The 17,440-nt window shown below is 52.3% G+C and carries 11 protein-coding genes; all 11 read right to left on the bottom strand.

From position 1 onward, the window contains the following. Nucleotide 1: 1 nt before the first annotated feature. The 11 genes from RJP21_RS19085 to argH all read right to left on the bottom strand — a co-directional run bounded on the left by RJP21_RS19085 (nt 2) and on the right by argH (nt 17,147). Nucleotides 2-2,593 carry a DUF5696 domain-containing protein gene (locus RJP21_RS19085; RefSeq protein WP_310860722.1) on the bottom strand — a complete coding sequence of 864 codons (2,592 nt, stop codon included), beginning with the start codon at nt 2,591-2,593 and terminating at the stop codon, nt 2-4. A 16-nt stretch (nt 2,594-2,609) separates the two neighbouring features. Next, nucleotides 2,610-4,658, bottom strand: coding sequence for a YIP1 family protein (locus tag RJP21_RS19080; protein WP_310860721.1), 2,049 nt, complete (start codon nt 4,656-4,658; stop codon nt 2,610-2,612). 13 nt (nt 4,659-4,671) lie between these two features. After that, nucleotides 4,672-5,547: a carbohydrate ABC transporter permease gene (locus tag RJP21_RS19075; RefSeq protein WP_310860720.1), complete on the bottom strand. Its 876-nt coding sequence runs from the start codon at nt 5,545-5,547 to the stop codon at nt 4,672-4,674. Between the two features lies 1 nt (nt 5,548). Further along, nucleotides 5,549-6,508 carry a carbohydrate ABC transporter permease gene (locus RJP21_RS19070; protein ID WP_310860719.1) on the bottom strand — a complete coding sequence of 320 codons (960 nt, stop codon included), beginning with the start codon at nt 6,506-6,508 and terminating at the stop codon, nt 5,549-5,551. Between the two features lie 15 nt (nt 6,509-6,523). After that, nucleotides 6,524-9,409 (bottom strand): extracellular solute-binding protein, encoded by a 2,886-nt coding sequence (locus RJP21_RS19065; RefSeq protein ID WP_310860718.1) that lies wholly within the window; start codon nt 9,407-9,409, stop codon nt 6,524-6,526. Between the two features lie 84 nt (nt 9,410-9,493). Further along, the gene (locus RJP21_RS19060) at nt 9,494-10,888 is read right to left on the bottom strand and encodes an ABC transporter substrate-binding protein (protein WP_310860717.1); all 1,395 of its coding nucleotides are present in this window, start codon (nt 10,886-10,888) and stop codon (nt 9,494-9,496) included. Nucleotides 10,889-11,270: 382 nt separating this feature from the next. Continuing rightward, nucleotides 11,271-12,113 (bottom strand): Gfo/Idh/MocA family oxidoreductase, encoded by an 843-nt coding sequence (locus tag RJP21_RS19055; RefSeq protein ID WP_310860716.1) that lies wholly within the window; start codon nt 12,111-12,113, stop codon nt 11,271-11,273. After that, complete coding sequence (locus RJP21_RS19050) at nt 12,110-13,189, bottom strand: Gfo/Idh/MocA family protein (protein ID WP_310860715.1); 1,080 nt, start codon at nt 13,187-13,189, stop codon at nt 12,110-12,112. Before RJP21_RS19050 ends, RJP21_RS19055 begins: the two co-directional genes overlap by 4 nt. 213 nt (nt 13,190-13,402) lie before the next feature. Next, on the bottom strand, nt 13,403-14,344 hold the full coding sequence (locus tag RJP21_RS19045) for an AraC family transcriptional regulator (RefSeq protein WP_310860714.1): 942 nt from the start codon (nt 14,342-14,344) through the stop codon (nt 13,403-13,405). Between the two features lie 254 nt (nt 14,345-14,598). Then, nucleotides 14,599-15,639: a BadF/BadG/BcrA/BcrD ATPase family protein gene (locus tag RJP21_RS19040; RefSeq protein WP_310860713.1), complete on the bottom strand. Its 1,041-nt coding sequence runs from the start codon at nt 15,637-15,639 to the stop codon at nt 14,599-14,601. Then, complete coding sequence (argH, locus tag RJP21_RS19035) at nt 15,636-17,147, bottom strand: argininosuccinate lyase (protein WP_310860712.1); 1,512 nt, start codon at nt 17,145-17,147, stop codon at nt 15,636-15,638. The genes RJP21_RS19040 and argH overlap by 4 nt, the downstream gene beginning before the upstream one ends. Between the last annotated feature and the right edge of the window lie 293 nt (nt 17,148-17,440).

Genomic DNA, 17,440 nt, shown 5'->3' with positions numbered 1-17,440 from the left:
GTTAATGTCCCCCCATCCGATAGCTCTCGGCATCAATTCTAGCGCCTTTGACTTCGACCGGTTTGTCATTATAGTTGACGATGATCGAAGTGCCATCCTCATACACGGTTTCGTAAACCCCTTCCATCAGCCGCTCATGCTTTTGAATCGCCAGATGACGAACAGAGCGCAAAGCTTCATTTACTTCTTGGTACGCTTGTATCGCTTCATCCAGCCAGTTTCCGTATTCGTTGGCATACATCTCTAATCCCACAGGCGACGTCAGCTCTTCGGGCAGCTCGGCAACCCAGCGGTAATAAACGTTTGTCCCCGTCTCAATCGCTTTCAGGATGTTGGCACGGCTGAATTGATCTTCCGCCTGATTAAACGGCTTGCCGGCAAGATCCGCATACCCGTGAAGGACAAGCTCATAGAACGGCACCGTTTCATCTTCAATATTGAAGCCGTTCGCGGCTGTGGGTGCGTTTACGATCGTTTGGACATAAGGCAAGGCGTATGCGTTGCCCCCGTTTGCTAAGAGGTCGGGGAAATTATGGGCCAAAGCCGAGATTTGCGATTCGGCGATCAGGCGCGTCTCCTGCCGGTTGACTTCCTTCTTGGAATCAAAGTCGGAATATACGGTGTCTCCCAGATCCCGAAGCGACAACCCGCCAAGGCCGAGCGGCTTCGCATCGTCAATAAAACCTTTCACGACGTTCGGCAGCCTGACCGGGGATAACGGGTAATGGGAGAACTGGTCGGCCACCAACAGGAACGTCGGCATATCGACCTTGTATTGACTGACCGTCTGCTGCGACATGTACTTGATTCCGTCACGGGATGCCTGGAACCCCGAGCCGTTATGATATACGCTCATGAACGCGGCGTCGGGATAGAATGGAATGCCGCTGCTGTGCAAATAGTCTGAAAATTGTTTAAAAGACTTCTCCCCGCCTACCGCGCTGTCAAAGCTGATATGAGAAGCCACGCGATGGTTGATTCCGCCATTGAACCAGCCCGTATAGCGAAGTTTGATCTGATTCACCTGACGCTCCTTGAGGCGTTCGATCAACTCCTTAGCCTGATCGTATGTCGTGAGCGGCGCAACAGAGTCGTATGGAACACCCAGCAGTGATTTGCGTGTCTCAACGCCTCCGGCAAGCTCCAGGATGAAAGGTATATCCTTCATGGGCTCCAGCTTCCGCAAACCAGCCGTTTGAACCAGATAGTCGCGGTACAGCCTAGCCATTCCCGAATAATCGGCATCTTCGCCCGCCAGAAATCCGTAACGGACGGTGATGTCTCCCTTATAGGGGTTCTTTTGGTGCACTGGATTCGATACCGTCACCGAGCCGCCCTTAATGACGACGCGATCGGTATTAAGCAATGTAAACATCGGGGCCGTATAGTTGTAGCTGTTCAATCGCCCGCTGACATCCGCCTTAATGGATGCGATGGCTTCCCCCTTCTCGATGATCCCGAGCCAAGCCCCATCCTTCTGCTTCATCCCGAACACAGGGAGCCTGACCGGATCATTGTCCGTAAGGCGCTCCTCGGAAGTGATGGCATTTTCCTCCCCGTACACCGGCGCGTGGAAGGCAGGCTCAACCGTTTTGCCGTTGTTCAAATGTATGAGTGCGCCTGATCCATCAGGGACAAACAGGTATCCCGATGCTCTCGTGTCTGCCGCCCCAAAATATTCGAGCAGCGTCAGCGTTTGAATCGGCAGCGTTCCGAGCTGCTTGATGGCTCCGGCATCGACATGCACGACCAGTTGATCCCCTTCCAGCCGAATATCGACGGGAACCATGAACTGCGCCTGATCAGCGCCCGCTTCTGCTTCTATATTGTTCTCCTTGTTGTCATAGGCGAGATCTTCATCCCCATAGCCGACTTCATCCATAATGGCCAGCGCCTTCTGCAAAGCCAGTTCGGACATTTCCCTGCGTGTATAGACGCCGCGGTCATCATCATATTTAAAACGCTTCTTGATCTCATTGATGTCTTTCTTATCCGTTAGCTGATTCAATATTCTCTCTTCAAAACGCTGTTTGGAGATCACCTTCGGTATGGATTCGATCCCTCGGACGATTTCGCCGACGGTATACATCACCCGAACACCATCCTGAAGCGGTTCCGTTGTAAACTGCCCAAGCTCGACACTGTCCATAAAGCTGTCCAGCTCATTGTTCTGTCCCGATGCGTTTAGATATGACAGGGAAAACAAGGCTGACAATCGGCCCTTGTTTCTGCCGGAGGCGATGGTGTCCTCTTCGCGGCTTGGCGGATTGGAGTACCAGATCCGGCCGCTCGGCTTGTACTTGACAGCGAACTCTGTCGTTTTCGGATTCATGTATAACGTGAGTTGATTGCTCTCCGCCATCTTTTTCATTCCTTCGGGAGCAGGCCCACTTTCCGGTGCCCAAGCTTTTTTCGCCTTCGCCTGAAGGGCTGCCGTATGTACCCGGCTCGCATCCAGCTCATGCTCAGCTTCGCTGATCACAGCGGATGGATTTTCGGTTCGCGGAAGCAGCATCCATATTCCCGCTGCGAGGAGCAGCAACGCCGTTACCGCAACCGGAAGGACCCATTTTTTCGTAAACGACTTATTCATTGCTCCTCCCCCTCCACTACCATAATGAAAGCTCCCGGTATACGGTCGACACGAACACAACGAGCTGCTGAATCAGGCTGAACAGCAATAAAGCCAAGAAGATAATAATGGCAATAACAACCACCGTTAGAATCATCGTTATGACTGTCTTCAGCGGCGTATACTGGTGCACGGTCATCGTAGCCACAAACAGCAGGAGTATGAACCACAGCGTGCCTACCGATCCAAGCAATAGATAGAAGGCCATCTCCTGCTGCGTAATCACCCAGCTGAAGACTAGCTGCAACGCGTAAACGATTAGCAAGGGCAGCATAGCGTAGCCGCTGGCGATCACAATGTCGCGGAATTTCCCCTCGCCATCCATCAGCGTCGTAAGCGACCAGTTCGCCAGGCACCAGACGAAGAACGGAATGATGACAAACGAAAATTCTTTCACACTGCTTATGTGCAGCCAATCGATGTTGGTCACAAGATAGCCGGAATAAAAGGCGCGGAGCACAAAAACAAAGCCGACCAGCATGACAATCGTGACCGCAACCCAAAGCTTTCCTCTTCCTTCATACTTCAGCTCCCAGAACATCTTGAAGGGTCTTACCGTGGTGAAGAATGCGGTTCGGACCGGACCATAATCGTCGCTGGACGTTTTGGGTATAAGGCGTCTGCCGATCACTACTGCAACAATCGCAACAGCCAATCCGATAAACAGATACGTAAAATTGTCCCAGAGGAATATTTTCCGATACCCTTCAAATGCTTTGGAATAATACATCGGCGTCCCTCCCAGCTTGAAGCTGGCCATTGCCTGTTTGTATTCTCCTTGCTCCAGCTCAGCTCTTCCGATGCCTACATGCGCCAGCTCCAAGTTGTGATTAAGCTTGCCGACTTCGTTCCACAACCGCGTTGCTGTCTCTTCCTTGCCGTTGTAGTAGGCCGATGCCGCGTCCAGCACCAGCGAGCCGTACCGCGTCGGCTTGAATAGCGTTAACCGATTCAGCGAACGGTCCAGTACTAGAATATCGTCACCGAACCATTCAACCTCTACCGGCGTGCGGAATGTCCCCTCTTTGTCGCCGATCTGCCCAAACTGAAACAGCAGATTGCCGTCGTAATCGTAGGCAAATGTGCGACCCCGTTTGGAGTCCAGAACAAGGTAAATGCCGTTGTTGTTGACAGCAACCGAGGTTAACGTGGTACTGCCGCGGAAGCTGCCTATTTGGGTCACCCTCAGATCGCCCACGACCGGAAATCCGTCATGACGCAGCACATTGGTGCCTGATGGATTCAAACGTTTAACCATCTCGCTCGACAGGCTGTTCTCCGAAGCGGTTGCATAAACAAACTGCTCGCTGTCCACGGCTAGATTGTTGAATTCGATCGGCACGAAAAGCGCCATTTGCTGCCGCTGTGCTTCCGTCGAAAATTGCTTCCAGAACAGTTCAGACGCGGTAAAACGGACCGGATTTTTGCCGAAAAACCCGGTAAACTGCCCTTTGGCATCGTACTCGAGAATGCCGTCGAAAACTCCCTGGCTGACGACAAACAGCCTTTTCGCAGAATCAAGCGCCAGCTTGGTCGGTACGAATTTGAAATCTTTTCGGATGACATCGGATTTTGGTGCTCCGATCTCCCTGACAAATTCGTCACGTTCGCCCAGTTCAACGATTCGTCCATTGTTCGTATCGGCCACATAGACATGACCGGCCTTATCTACAAATACGCCTTTAGGCTGATTGAACGTATCCTTCCGGCCCTCGCGGCGGAAAGAATCAATAATGCGAACAAGCCGCCATTCACTGTCCATGACCACAATGCGGTTGTTGCCGGTATCGGCGACATACACGAGTTTTTCAGAATCGACAAACACATCTTCCGGATTGTTGAATGCCCCCGCCGATACATCCTTGCCATAAATGACCTTCGCAGGCAAATAGGGCAAAGGCGCAGGGAGCGCTTCCCCGGTGGAAGAGTAGTTGTAGCCGTAATAGGGGGCTGCAGCAGCGGGAGCGGCCTGGCTAGCGATGGAAACAGCGAGCAGCAAGAGTAGCGTCGTCCATATGCGTTTCATTCATTTGCCCCCTCTAATCCTTCATTCCGGAAGTAGACATCGTCTGGATGACGTTGCTCTGCGAAATAATAAAGATCGTGATCGGCACGGAGATCATCAGAAGCGAAGCGGCCATCGAAGGTCCCGTACGGACAATGCCTCCCGCTAAAATCTGATCCAGCGCATAATCGATCGTCTTGAGCTGCTCGCTGTAGATGTAGATTTTGCCGGTCCCGCCCGACCCCCATAACCCTTGAAACGAAAAGATGATCAGCGTCAGCCACGCCGGCTTCACAATCGGCATCACGATGCGCCAGAAAATCCGGAACTCGCTGCAACCGTCGATCCGAGCTGCCTCAAGCAGCGTATCCGGCACCATCTGCTCCATGAACTGTTTCATCAGAAACAGGCCGAGCGAAGAACCAAGCGCCGGAATAATGACGGCCCAGTAGCTGTTCAGCAGTCCAAGCCATGACATCGTCATGTAGTTTGGAATCGCCGTCACGTGCCCGGAGAACATCAGTGACAGCACGACGATGGTAAACAGCGCATTTCGCCCTTTGAAATTCCGCTTGGCCAGCGGATAAGCCGCCATCGATGCCAGAATGACGTGTCCGGCCGTTCCGACAACGGCGATGAACACCGTGTTAAAAATGTACCTTGTATACGGCACCCAAAAGGATGACATCAAGTGATACAACTGCACAAAGTTATCCAGTGTCGGATAACGCACGAAGAATTTGGGCGGAAACAGGAATATCTCATCCAGCGGTTTGAAAGCGTTGCTGATGACAAACACCAGCGGCATTGCCATAAAGGCTCCCATGCCTGCCAAAATTAAAAACAACATCAGGTCCACGATATATGAACGGTTGCGGACCCTCTTCCGGGGGATGCGGATTGCCATCATCCTATTCACCCACCTTCCGCAGCAGCTTTTGAACGAATAAGTTAGAGCCGAGCATAAGGACAAACAGCACGGTGGCGATGGCTGACGCGTAGCCCATCTCATAGCGAATATTGCCATAATCGTCCAGATGGGTCACGATCGTATGTCCCGCATACTGAACGCTTGGGAAGCCGGCAATTTGCGTTGATACCTCAGCGATCGCAAACGAAGCTGTAATTTGAATGACCGCTCCGAACATAAGCTGGGGTCGCATGGACGGAAGCGTAATATACCACAGCTCCTGCCAGCGGTTGCGAACACCGTCGATGGCCCCGGCTTCGTATAGCGTTTTGTCCATCCCTTGCAGTCCGGCAATAAAAGCCAGGAAGCTGGTGCCGAGGCTCAACCACAGCTGCACAATAATTAGAATCATCATGATATACCGGGGGCTGGAGAGCCATAAAATCGGCTCCAGAATAATCCGGTTTTTCAGCAGGAACGCGTTGATATAACCGTAGGAATCGTTTGCAAACAGCAGCTTCCATACGATAAACGCGTTGCCCGACAACGACGGGGCATAAAATACGAGCGTAACAAACGCCCGGATCTTCGGCGACATTTCGTTAATGAGCCATGCCAGCACAAAACAGGCGATGTAGCTGATCGGACCGGTAATGGTTGCAAGCAGCAGCGTATTTTTGACCGCGATCAGAAACACTTCATCGGTAATGAACAGACGGGCGTAATTGCTCAAACCGACCCAATGCGGAAATTCCAGCATGTTAAAATCGGTTAAGCTCAAAATCAAGGACATGACCACAGGCAGAACCGTAAACGTGAAGAAGATGAGAAAATATGGCGTAAGCATAAGATAATCCTGCCTGTGTGCCCGGATTTCATGTATCCATTTCTTCGGACGGGTGCCGCGTTTCGGGCCAAATCCTGCTGCCGCAGTCCCCGGTTGTTTATTCAAAACGCCCATGTCACACCCTCCTCTCTAATCAGTCGGCAGTTTGAATTCCTTGCGCTTCACCGTAATTTCCTGGTTGATCGTTCTTACATAATCCTTCAGCGTTTCGCGCGGATTCGTGCCGTTATTCAGCACTTGAAAAAACGCGTTGTTCAAGTGGCGTTTCGTGAAATATCCGCCCGGCACGTCGGGAATACCCCTCACCCATTCCATCTGCTGAAGCAGTTGATCATAATCCTTCTTCGGCCACGGCAGCTCGCGAAGCGCTTCCATGTTCGCGGTCGGGTAGCGGGCCGCCGACCCCATCAGCGCCTCCATCTCACGTCCGTAGGTCAGCTGGGCTTCCTTATCCGTCCACCAGTCGATGAACTTCCATGCATTTTCTTTATTTTTCGCCGTTTTGAACATCACGGAACCAAGCGTGGTTGAAGCCGCTTCCCGGTGAATCGTTCCATCCTGGCCGCGAAAGCCCGGAACCGGCATAAAACCCCATAGGCCGCGGATTTCCGGTGCAAACACGATAAGGGAATTGTACGTAGTATAATCGGCAATGCCGACCGGCATTTCCCCGATGCGGAAACGATTGAGGAAATCGAACGTCTGCGGCGCTTTGTAATTCGTATACAAATCCGTCCAGTGCTTGAAGGCGGCCAATGCCTCTTCGGAATCCAGGCCGGATGCTTTTCCGCCGTTTTTATAGTAGGAGCCGCCGTTTTGATACAGCAAAATGTCCATCGTCAACTCCGGCGTCAGCCCGATATTCATCTGGCGCTTATTGAGCACTGGAATCAACGCGTAAAGATCGTCCCAGGTTTGCGGCGGCGAAACGCCGATTTCCTCCAAAATGTCCTTGCGGTAGAACAACATCGGGAACGTCTGCTGCTCCGGAATGGAATACACGCCTCCCTCGTACTCAAACGGCACAAAGGCGCTGTCCATGAATCGCTTCTTCACGTTCTGGAACGTGCCGAATTGGGACAAGTCCTGCAGTGCATTCCGCATAGCGAGGTTCACGACATTGTCTTGTTGCAGCGCTACATCCGGGCCGGATCCCGCCAGGGTAGCCGGCAGCAGCACCGACGGATCAACAAGCTGTAAGCGCACGGGTATGCCCGTTTGCGGCGTAAACGAAGTGTCGATCATCGTTTTGATTAACTGCGCCTGGTCCCTGCCGCCTGTAACCCACACGTCTACTGCATCCTGATCGGATGTGGAATCCACCGTGCCGACATCTCCGTAATCAACAAAGAAGGATGTTCCAAAAGACTTGATACCGTACATTGCGTGCTTCAGCCAAGAAACGTCCGGCTTCGGGAAAGACTGATCCTCCGAAGCGACGAGGAGATAATCGATTTCCAGCGGGAGCTCTTTGGCCGTCAGGATCCAGGTTCCCAGAGCGACAATATTGGATTTAAAAGCATCGAGCCGTTTCGTAATCGATTCCGGTTCTGCCGCCAGGTCTTTCAGCTGAAAAGCGGTCGTATTCAGAACGGCCGTACGCTCGTTTTTACCGCCGGATAGCTCCTCCATTCCGGCAATCACACGGCTCAGCTGCCCGGCCTGCTTCTCGAACACCTGCTGCAGTTCAGGGATCTGCTTTTGCAGCTCATAATCCCGGTAAGGATCGGGCGATGCTCCCGTAATCATGATGATTTTGCGGTATAGCTGATTTAATTCCAATATCGTCGATTCGACGCTGGCAAGCAGCGGCGTCATTTGGCCGAGCGTCACTTCAAGCGACAGTTCATGCTCGCCTTTGCTCAGATAGAACAAATACGGCTCATCGCTGCGGCTGCCCAGCTGCAGCATTTGCCAGCTCCCTCCAGGCCGGAACGAGATATCGTTCGCTTCTGCAAAGGGCACCTTGCCGTCGATCATCAGCTTTCTGGTCACTTCCAGGGATTGCACCAAATTCTGCCGGTATTTGATCCCGATTTTGTACAGCCCGTCCTCCGGCACGTTTACCTTCCAGGTGATGATTTGTCCGGGAATGCGCCAGTTGTTGCCGCCGATCGTATTCAAACGAACTTTCGTCAAATCATACGGCTCCGTCGCAGGACTCGACCGGTCCGCCAGCGGGTACAGTGTAGGACTGGACTTGGAGCTGGCCGCTTCACCCTGAATTTTGACCATGACCCCGGAAGGGCTTGAAAAGTCATGCTGCTTGTACGTTTCTTTTAACTCTTCATAGGCCGGAACCTGCTGAACAGGCTGTAATTGCAAATAGTCGATCAACATCGGCTCACGTACCGATTGAAGCGTAATCGTGTGCTTTCCTTCCGGTAAATAAAAGCGGAACGGCTCATCGAAATATCCGTCCGTATCCGTCAATACGACCTCATGCCAAGCCGGCTTCTCCACCTGGGAAGGCCGCAAGTCGTTGCCATGCGAATCCTGCTGGATCGTATCGCTTTGATTGCCCCAGATTCTCGGGAAAATCAGCCGCTCCGCTTCGGAAAAGGGGGCCTTGCCATCAATCCGCAGCGAGCGCTCGATCTCTTCGCTTCTTCCTTCAACGGGATAATATCGAACCGCCAGGTTATACAGCCCGCCCTGCTTCACATCCACCTGCCAGGTGAGCTCCCCTTCCTCATCGGACAGTACAGCCGTTCCTTTCGCACCCTCAAAAGCCATCGTCTTCACGGCTTCCTTCGAAGGGGCCAAATCACGTACTGCATCCATCCGGATCGCTTCGGCGGGGAGAGTTGCCTGTGCATGTTCTTTGAGGTAATGAGCATAGCCGTTCGGATCTTCAGCAATCATCAAGCCGGCCGGAATTGCACCCTGACTATTCGCTTCGATCCGGGAGGCAGACGGAGCACCAGACCACCATAGAGACACCAGAGCGATGATTCCCAAGGTCGCAAGCAGGGTGAGTATGAAACGATAGTTCGCGCCAAATCGGTTGTTCATTCGTTTCTCCCCTTTGTCTTTGAACCAGGCGGCATAGGGAACCGTTCATTCGTATTCCATATGCCGCATGTGACAAATCGCGTATTATTTCAAAGATTCCTTCAGCAGTCCTTCCAGCACCGGACGAACCTTTTTCATCGCTGTCTCAGGCGATTCCTTGCCGGCAGTTATTTGGGCCCAAGCATCGTTGATCTTGTCGCCAAAGTTTGGAATACCCTCGTAGTTCTTTGGCTTCATGATATTGCCGAGATCTTCATACACCTGTAGGCTCTTCTCATCCGCGAATTGCTGCTCAACATATTCATCCACTTCGCCTTCCGGCGGCATGTAACCGAATATATATTCCGCGTAAATGCGGACTGCATCCGGATTAGCACCCTTTGGAACAAACCAGAACGAAGGAGTGGTCACATTGGCATAATCGGTCGCTTTCGGCCCTTTAGGGATGTAAGTAAAGCCATAGTCTTTGCCCAGGTTCTCTTTAATACCTCCGCCTTCCCAGCCTTCACCGTAACGCATGGCGATATTGCCTTGATTGAATGACGTGATATAATCGTCCCAGTTGCCGGACTGATTCGGCTTCACCACTTTATGAACGTTGTACAAGTCACTGACAAAGTGAAGCGCTTCCATGGCATTCGGACTGTCGCCGTCAAAAGTCAGCGTACCGTTCTCCTCTTTGGTAACATCTGCGTTGTTGGAAGCGATAATTGCTGGCACAAAATTTTTGTGGCTGAGCGCCAAACCATACTGGTCGATTTTACCGTCGCCATTCGTATCCTTGGTCGCCTTTTTGGCGATGTCCAGGAAAGTGTCCCAATTCCACTCCCCTTTTTCATCAAGCTCTTGTGGGTCCGGCAAACCTTCATTCTTCAAAATTTTACGATTGTAATAAATGCCTCCGCCTCCTCCAAGAGAGGTGGCGAATCCATAGACCTTTCCGCCAAATCCGCCCATCTCGCGAAGATTCTTCGGCCACTTACCGCTGTCAATGTCCAGTACGTCATCCACTGGCATCAGAAAATCCTTCTGAACCATCGTTGGAATCGCCCGGTAGCGATCCAGCAGGAAAACGTCTGCAATCGGCTCGCCGGCCATGATGGACGCCGTCACTTTATCCTGAATGCCGTCCCACGGGATTTGCGAAAATTGAAACTTGGTGTTGTACTTTTTCTCCAGCTCTTTCTCAAGCTCAATCCGTTTATCACCGGCTTCCGTGCCTGCCTCGCCACCGGCATACCCCCAGGATACGACCCGTACCGGCTTGCCTTTCATATCAATCGTCGGCTTCTCAGGCTCTGATGCCTTTTCTTCTTCTTTAGTCTGATCCGCGGTTTCTTCTTTAGGCTGCTGCTCTTCGGCAGTTTTTGTATCCGTATCGGCAGCGGTCGGTTTGGAGCCTCCACCACAAGCTGTAAACAACAATGTAAAAATCATCAGAATCGAAAGTATCGGCATCCATTTATTCCTTTTGAACATGATACATACTCCTCTCTTCGTTTGATCCTATGTTTACCATCTTGCTCCTCGCGTTCAAATCCGCCATGAAAACCAAATCGGCTGAATATTTTCACCATTTATTTGTAAGCGTTTTCAATTAGCGGTAATTCCCCCTTCCGATCAGCCTCCTTCAAGCATCTTCTTCAATCCGCTGGGAACCTTTCATTTTTCCTATTCCCAACTTCCTGATGAAGTAAAGTATAACAGTTCCTTTTTTATCCTCTTTATAATTTTGTATGAAGTTTTTGGATTATCGTCCGATTTCAACAGAACATGTAAAACGAAAAAAGCCCCGACATCCCGTTTTAGGGGGATATCAAGGCTTGTTGAGCATAAAAAATATTTTTGGCAGGCCGCTTTATCAGCTCGCCGGCAGCTCGATCCACTGATATGGCTGCTTGGCGGCAATAAGAGCATATTCAATAATAGTTATAACGGCAATGGTCTCGGAGGACGGCACAGTCGCCTCTCCGGTCTCAAAGAATCTCACCAAATCGCGGATAAAGCTCTGGAAGAAATCCGACGCCGGCTGCACGATGCGGCAGGCTCCCGAGTCGTAGTTGATGGACATCATAAACGGAGAGCCTTGACCCGGCTGCTGGATCGTTGCCTGCCGGCCGTCAGAGAACTCGATCAACAAGGCTGGCGCAGCTTCCGTACCGATGAACATAACGCGCCTCGCATCCTCGCCCATCAAGGCAATGATCGGCTCGAACTGGTGGATCGAGTAGTTTTCCAGCGCACCCGGTCCCCAACTGGAGATCACCTTGATTCCTGCGCGCTCGACTTCTGCATATTCCGCGGCATACCGGAGCGCTGATGAAGAATACAGCGGGGTCTGATGCTTCGCAGCCCGCTCAAACAAACGTTTCGCCGCCGCTCTGTCCGGAGCAAACGTCTTGTCAATGTAGGTCGGCTTTCCCGAAGCCAGCGGCAGCTCGGAAAGCGCTTCGTGCTGTTCCGGGTTGTCAGGCGACAGCACGATCAAGTAATCGCTTTGGGTGATCACTTCTTCAATCGTTCCGCACCATGTCACGCCATGTTTCGCGCACCATTCCGTATTGCTAAGTCCCTGCTCGGCATCCTTCATGCCATAAGCAAAAGCGACCTCCATCGTGCCGCCTGAAGCATTTCGAATCCATTCAGGGTAATTGTTCGCGTGCCATTCATCCAGATAGTAGTCGATAAAGCCTATTTTCTTCATCCCAGCACTCCCTGTTCGCGGAGCGATATTTCACGACCTTCATCAGAAGATTGATAAATGGCCTCGATAATTTGGGACGACATAATCACCGTATCAATGTGCGACGGCAGCTTTTCCCCGGAATGAATGCCGGCGATAAAGCGGTCAACCTCATCCTGGAAAGCGTTGTTCTGCGGATATTTCGGGGTGCTTTCCAGCAAAGCGCCGTGCTTCGCCGAATACAATGTAAACTCCTTACCGTATTGAAGACGAATGCCCGCTTTATCGCCAAGAAAATCAATATACATTTCATCGACGCCGATATTTTGCGCCCAAGCGCCATTTACCGTTATGGACGGCCCTTCCGTCCGGATCATCGCCGTTACGAAATCGTCCACATCATAGCTGCCCTCATAGTTTGGAGGACCTGCCCACATGTTCAGGTAAGCGTAATTCGGCATATCCTTGCCAAGCTTGGAATACGCCTGTCCCGATACCGTCTTCGGCTGCGGATCGCCCGAGCAGTACATGACGATATCCAGGAAGTGAACGCCCCAGTCGATGAGCGCTCCGCCGCCCGCAACCGACTTGGTCGTAAAGTCTCCGCCGAGTCCCGGAATCGCGCGATGAGAGCGGAAGCTGACGACAACATGATACAATTCGCCGAGTTCTCCGCTTTCGATCATCTGCTTAATAATGTTGACGCCTTTATTGAAGCGGTTCACCACACCGATATTCAGCGTTTTGCCGGTTTCATGCTGCACCTTCTGCATTTCCAGCGCTTCCTTGTACGTTCTGGCGGCCGGCTTCTCGCACAACACGTGCTTGTCCGCACGCATGCAGTCGATGGCGATGGAAGCGTGAACATTGTTCGGGGTACAAATCGACACCGCCATCACTTCAGGATCGTCCAGAATGACCTGATAATCCTCCACCGCTGTGCCGCAACCATACTGCTCTACCGCTTTTTCGGCACGCTCCTTGCGAATATCGCAGAAATACTTGATCTCTACGTCCTTATTGGCCATATAAGCCGGGATGTGGGCATTATTGGCAATGGTCCCGCAGCCGATTACCGCTACAATCGTTTTTGTCATCGCAAATTCCCTCCGGTTACTTGAACCCGGTAAAGCCAGACCCGGATTGCATAAAATATTTTGACCGAGCAGCGTCATTCGAATAATAAACGCCATCGCCTTTTCAAAGCGGCTTCCTTTCATTCGTGACCAGTTCTCGACCAACTACTGCCATGTTATCATGCAAGCGAAAGATTTAATTTTAATATCGTATGTGAAAATAGGATTATCGTATTAATTTTGAGGTCGTTTTGATGCCGCCTGTTTGCGGAATTGATTGGGTGATATGCCGGTATAATTTTTAAAAATTCTGCAAAAATAGGACACCTCGTTAAATCCCGCCGCGAAACACACATCGGTGACCGTTAAGGATGGATGCTGCAGCAGCCTAAGCGCATTAGAGATACGGAGGTCAATGAGATAACGGTTGAAGGTTTTGCCCGTCCATTCTTTGAACAAACTGCAAAACGTCGATTTCGACAAATTCGACATGGCACACACATCTTCCAGCTTAATATCTTCATGCGCGTTTTTCTGAATATATTCAATCACCTTCGTCATCGTATCGCGATATTTTTCCGATTTCTCAAAACCGGCTTGGACAAGCTCTCCGTTCACCTGGCGAATGATGATTGATAACAGCAGCAGCAGATGGGCCTTCAGGACGATTTGAAAAAACGGCGCACGCCTTTCGTACTCCCCAAACATCTCCTGCATCAAACCGCGGATCCGGTTATCCCTAACCCCATCGAAGATCAATTGATTTGAAGTTGCGTTTTCGGCATGCGCAAAATAGGTTAAATAACTGACGTCAAAAAAGAACTGCTCCCCCGCCGGATCGTCAAAACGCTCATTAATGAATGCCGGAAGGAATTCGCACCCCCATATTTCCACCTCCTGTTCGGGCGGGGACTCAACTCGATGTACCGTAAAAGGAGGAACGACAAATAGGTTTCCCTTTGTTATCCGGTACTGCTGCCCGCCGATCGTATGCAGGAATTCGCCTTTGGATACGTACCAAATTTGAAAATAATCATGAAAATGGCACCACAAGCTGGTCAGCTTGTCCATTCGATACATTTTGCACGACAGGTCTTCCAGCATCTCCAGCTTGGAGTTGAAATAAACGACCCCGGAACGGGTCAATTCATCTATCTCCGCCTTTTTCATCTTCATCTGGCTGCCCCCCTCCCCCCTCTTATATTTATTTCATGCTGCCGCCATAGATTCCTGTCGTATGAACGAAAAAACCATCCCGATCCTATGAAAAATAAAACGTCTTTCGCCGTATTTTATATTCTTATAAAATCAGAATAGGGACATGCATACGCAAGTCCCAGTCTCATCACCTAGCTATATAATGAACCAATGATATGCATGGATGAAATCAGCCGGGTGAAATGTTACTTCGAGGCTTGACCTCTATCCTTTTAATTACCATGCGGTAAAAGCCGCAAACCCTGCGCGATGACGCCGTAAATTGGCTCCTTTTTCGCCTCATCGATTTGCGACAGAGGGGAAACGGACCGAAAGGCGTCCGCCAATCGATTTCTGACAAGCAGGTTATTTTGCAGCACGCCGCCCTGCAAAATCACCGTGAACGGCGCGGCAGCCATGCCGAGCTTATTCAGAACCGACCTTGCTCCCAGAAGCAGCTCGTCCGCCGCCGTCTCCAGAATCAAGCGCGCGGTCTCGTCCCCCTCCCGTTCCGCTACGGTGACGAGCCTCGCGAGTTCGGCTGTTTTGTCCACGCTATATTCGGCGGAATACACCCAGTTGAACAATTCCTCTTCATTCCGCAGCCCCAAATGCAAGAGCAGCTTGCCGGTTAAGGCCGTATGGCCGCCCCGTCCGTCAAATCCGCGCAAGGCCGCATGGATGGCCTGTTTGCCGATCCAATAACCGCTGCCTTCGTCGCCGACACGGTGGCCCCAGCCGCCTGCCCGCGCGCTTTGGCCTTGGGCATTGATCCCGTACACGATCGAACCGGTGCCCGCAATAATGAGGATGCCGGGCGCTCCGCCCGTTGCTCCAAGCAAGGCGGCCACGCCGTCATTCTCGACAACGATGCGGTCCGCCGTCACTTGAGTTTGCGCGAGCGCTTCCCTTACCATCCCTTCGATGACTTGACGATCATATTCGGTATCAAGGCCGGCTACGCCAAACACCGCGCAGGTTACGTGAAGCGGTTCGTCTTCCGCGGTGTTGACCTTTTCCTTCTGTTCGAGGGACGCAGATTCCGCTTCGGACGCAGGCGGTTTACATCCTGTGGCAGATGCAGCCAACCGCCGCTTGGCTTCCCGGATCGCCCGCGTCAACTCTAGCGCTGCCGCTTCCCGGCCCGTTCCCTGATAGTTGCATGAACCCGCTTTCCCGCTCGCCAGCATCCGGCCCTCGATATCCGCGAACACGGCCAGACATTTCGTCCCCCCGCCGTCTACGGCCAGCAGAGGGACCCTCGCCGTCATCATAAGCCGCCGCCCCAGCCGGCCAGCGTGCGGTCAAGCTCGGCAAGCGCTCCTTCCACCTGGGCACGGGCTGCATCCAGCCATTGTTCCTGGCTCTGCTGGCTTGTTTTCCGTTTGGCGATGGTGCGTAAAATTTCCGCCGGGGCAGGTCCGCCCGGCAGTGTCCGGATATCCACAAAGTGAACCGGATCCAGCGCCAACCGCAGCTCCTCGGCAGTCAGCGACAGCTTTCGGCCAATGACCTGAAGCGCGATCTCATTGACGAGATCGAGCGTAATTTCGTTTGCCGCCAATCCTTCGGCGGCGGAGAGCTTCACCACATTGCTCACGATATGGTGGGCGTTGCGGAACGACAGGCCGTCGGTGCGTACTAGCGTATCCGCCAGTTCGGTCACCGTGGCGAAGCTGCCTTCGGCCCGCTTCCGGAGAACTTCTTTGTTGACATCGATCGTCCCGATGACGCATGAGAGCAGGCGGTACATCCGGTCCAGCACCTTGAGCGCCTTCCAGGCATAAGGCTGCATATCATCTTCGGTGTCGACGATGTCGCCGAATGGCGTATTGTGCATCATCATCAGCACCGTCTGGGTGTTGCCGACGCAGCTGGACAGAAGCGCACGCATATGCTCGAACGAAACCGGATTCCGTTTTTGCGGCATAATGGAGCTGATCTGCACATAAGGATCTGCGACGCGCAGCATGCCGAACTCCTGGGTGCACCACAGCAGAAAATCCTGCGACGACCGGCCCAAATTAATGGCCGCCAATTGCACGGCCGTCATCATTTCGCCAATATAATCGGCACCGCCGATCGCATCGTATGAATTATATATAAGTTCGTCAAAACCAAGCAGCTCCTGCATCCGCTCCCGGCTGATGGCAAAACCGGAAGTGGTCAGCGCCGCCGCCCCCATGCTGCTCCGGTTGCAGTTGGCATAAGCCGCCTGCATCCGGCGGATATCGCGGTCGAGCGAGTCCGCCATCGCCATGATGTAATGGGCGAGCGTCGTCGGCTGCGCCTGCTGCGTATGCGTATATCCGATCATGATCGTACCGGCATGCTCCTCGGCGAACGCAAGCAGCTGGCTCTTTAGCGCCAGCGCGCTGCGAAGCGTCACCAGCAGCTTTTCCCGCAGGACGATCCGGTAAATCGCGATGCCCATATCGTTGCGGCTGCGAGCCAGATGCAGATTGTCCGCGATGTCTCCGGCCGCTGCATGCAGCTCATGCTCGACCTGGAAGAACAGGTCCTCGAATTGTCCGGTATATTCGGCCTGGCGAAGCTTCTCCAGATCGAGGCCGCGAATGGCTGCCGCAATTTGCCCCGCCTCCTCTTCAGTGACAAGTCCCTGCTCCTTCAGCATGATGAGATGCGCTTTGTTGATCGCCATCATCGGCGCAAGCAGGCTGGTTTTCGCTTCGTCAAAAGCAGGCGCGAGCACGACTTCCGTATAGGTGCAGCCCGGAAAAACCTTCCCTTCCTCCTCTAAAATTTGTTCCCGACTTCTCATGTTGTTCAGATCCTTTCCGTAATGATCTTGTGATTTCAGTTGAACTGTACGGTTGGAGGCTACTGACATTATGCGGTTGACCGCTACGGTTACGGATCGTTCTTCCGATCGCTGTTGTCTCCAAATTTCAGTGATTTTATTTTCCACAGGTGTAGAAATTCGGAGACAGCTTATGCTTCCGATGCTAGCTTTTCTTCGAAAAGCTTTCAGCCGAACGCAGCATATGCTTCCGAAGTAGCTTTTTTTCAAAAAGCTTTTAGCTTCGTAAGAATTGATTCCGTCCCCCCGCTACC

Origin of the sequence: Paenibacillus sp. VCA1, assembly GCF_031583795.1 — a bacterium.
In the GTDB taxonomy this organism is placed as follows: domain Bacteria; phylum Bacillota; class Bacilli; order Paenibacillales; family Paenibacillaceae; genus Paenibacillus_AQ; species Paenibacillus_AQ albilobatus.
Note: the sequence above shows the minus strand (reverse complement) of the source record. Positions and strands in the feature narration are given on the sequence as shown.

What these genes read in the sequence shown, in the direction of transcription:
- RJP21_RS19045 (WP_310860714.1), bottom strand. Translation starts at nt 14,344, where the DNA reads ATGAAGATGAAAAAGGCGGAGATAGATGAATTGACCCGTTCCGGGGTC.
- RJP21_RS19060 (WP_310860717.1), bottom strand. Translation starts at nt 10,888, where the DNA reads ATGTTCAAAAGGAATAAATGGATGCCGATACTTTCGATTCTGATGATT.
- RJP21_RS19085 (WP_310860722.1), bottom strand. Translation starts at nt 2,593, where the DNA reads ATGAATAAGTCGTTTACGAAAAAATGGGTCCTTCCGGTTGCGGTAACG.
- RJP21_RS19065 (WP_310860718.1), bottom strand. Translation starts at nt 9,409, where the DNA reads ATGAACAACCGATTTGGCGCGAACTATCGTTTCATACTCACCCTGCTT.
- RJP21_RS19055 (WP_310860716.1), bottom strand. Translation starts at nt 12,113, where the DNA reads ATGAAGAAAATAGGCTTTATCGACTACTATCTGGATGAATGGCACGCG.
- RJP21_RS19080 (WP_310860721.1), bottom strand. Translation starts at nt 4,658, where the DNA reads ATGAAACGCATATGGACGACGCTACTCTTGCTGCTCGCTGTTTCCATC.
- RJP21_RS19050 (WP_310860715.1), bottom strand. Translation starts at nt 13,189, where the DNA reads ATGACAAAAACGATTGTAGCGGTAATCGGCTGCGGGACCATTGCCAAT.
- RJP21_RS19075 (WP_310860720.1), bottom strand. Translation starts at nt 5,547, where the DNA reads ATGATGGCAATCCGCATCCCCCGGAAGAGGGTCCGCAACCGTTCATAT.
- RJP21_RS19070 (WP_310860719.1), bottom strand. Translation starts at nt 6,508, where the DNA reads ATGGGCGTTTTGAATAAACAACCGGGGACTGCGGCAGCAGGATTTGGC.
- RJP21_RS19040 (WP_310860713.1), bottom strand. Translation starts at nt 15,639, where the DNA reads ATGATGACGGCGAGGGTCCCTCTGCTGGCCGTAGACGGCGGGGGGACG.
- argH (WP_310860712.1), bottom strand. Translation starts at nt 17,147, where the DNA reads ATGAGAAGTCGGGAACAAATTTTAGAGGAGGAAGGGAAGGTTTTTCCG.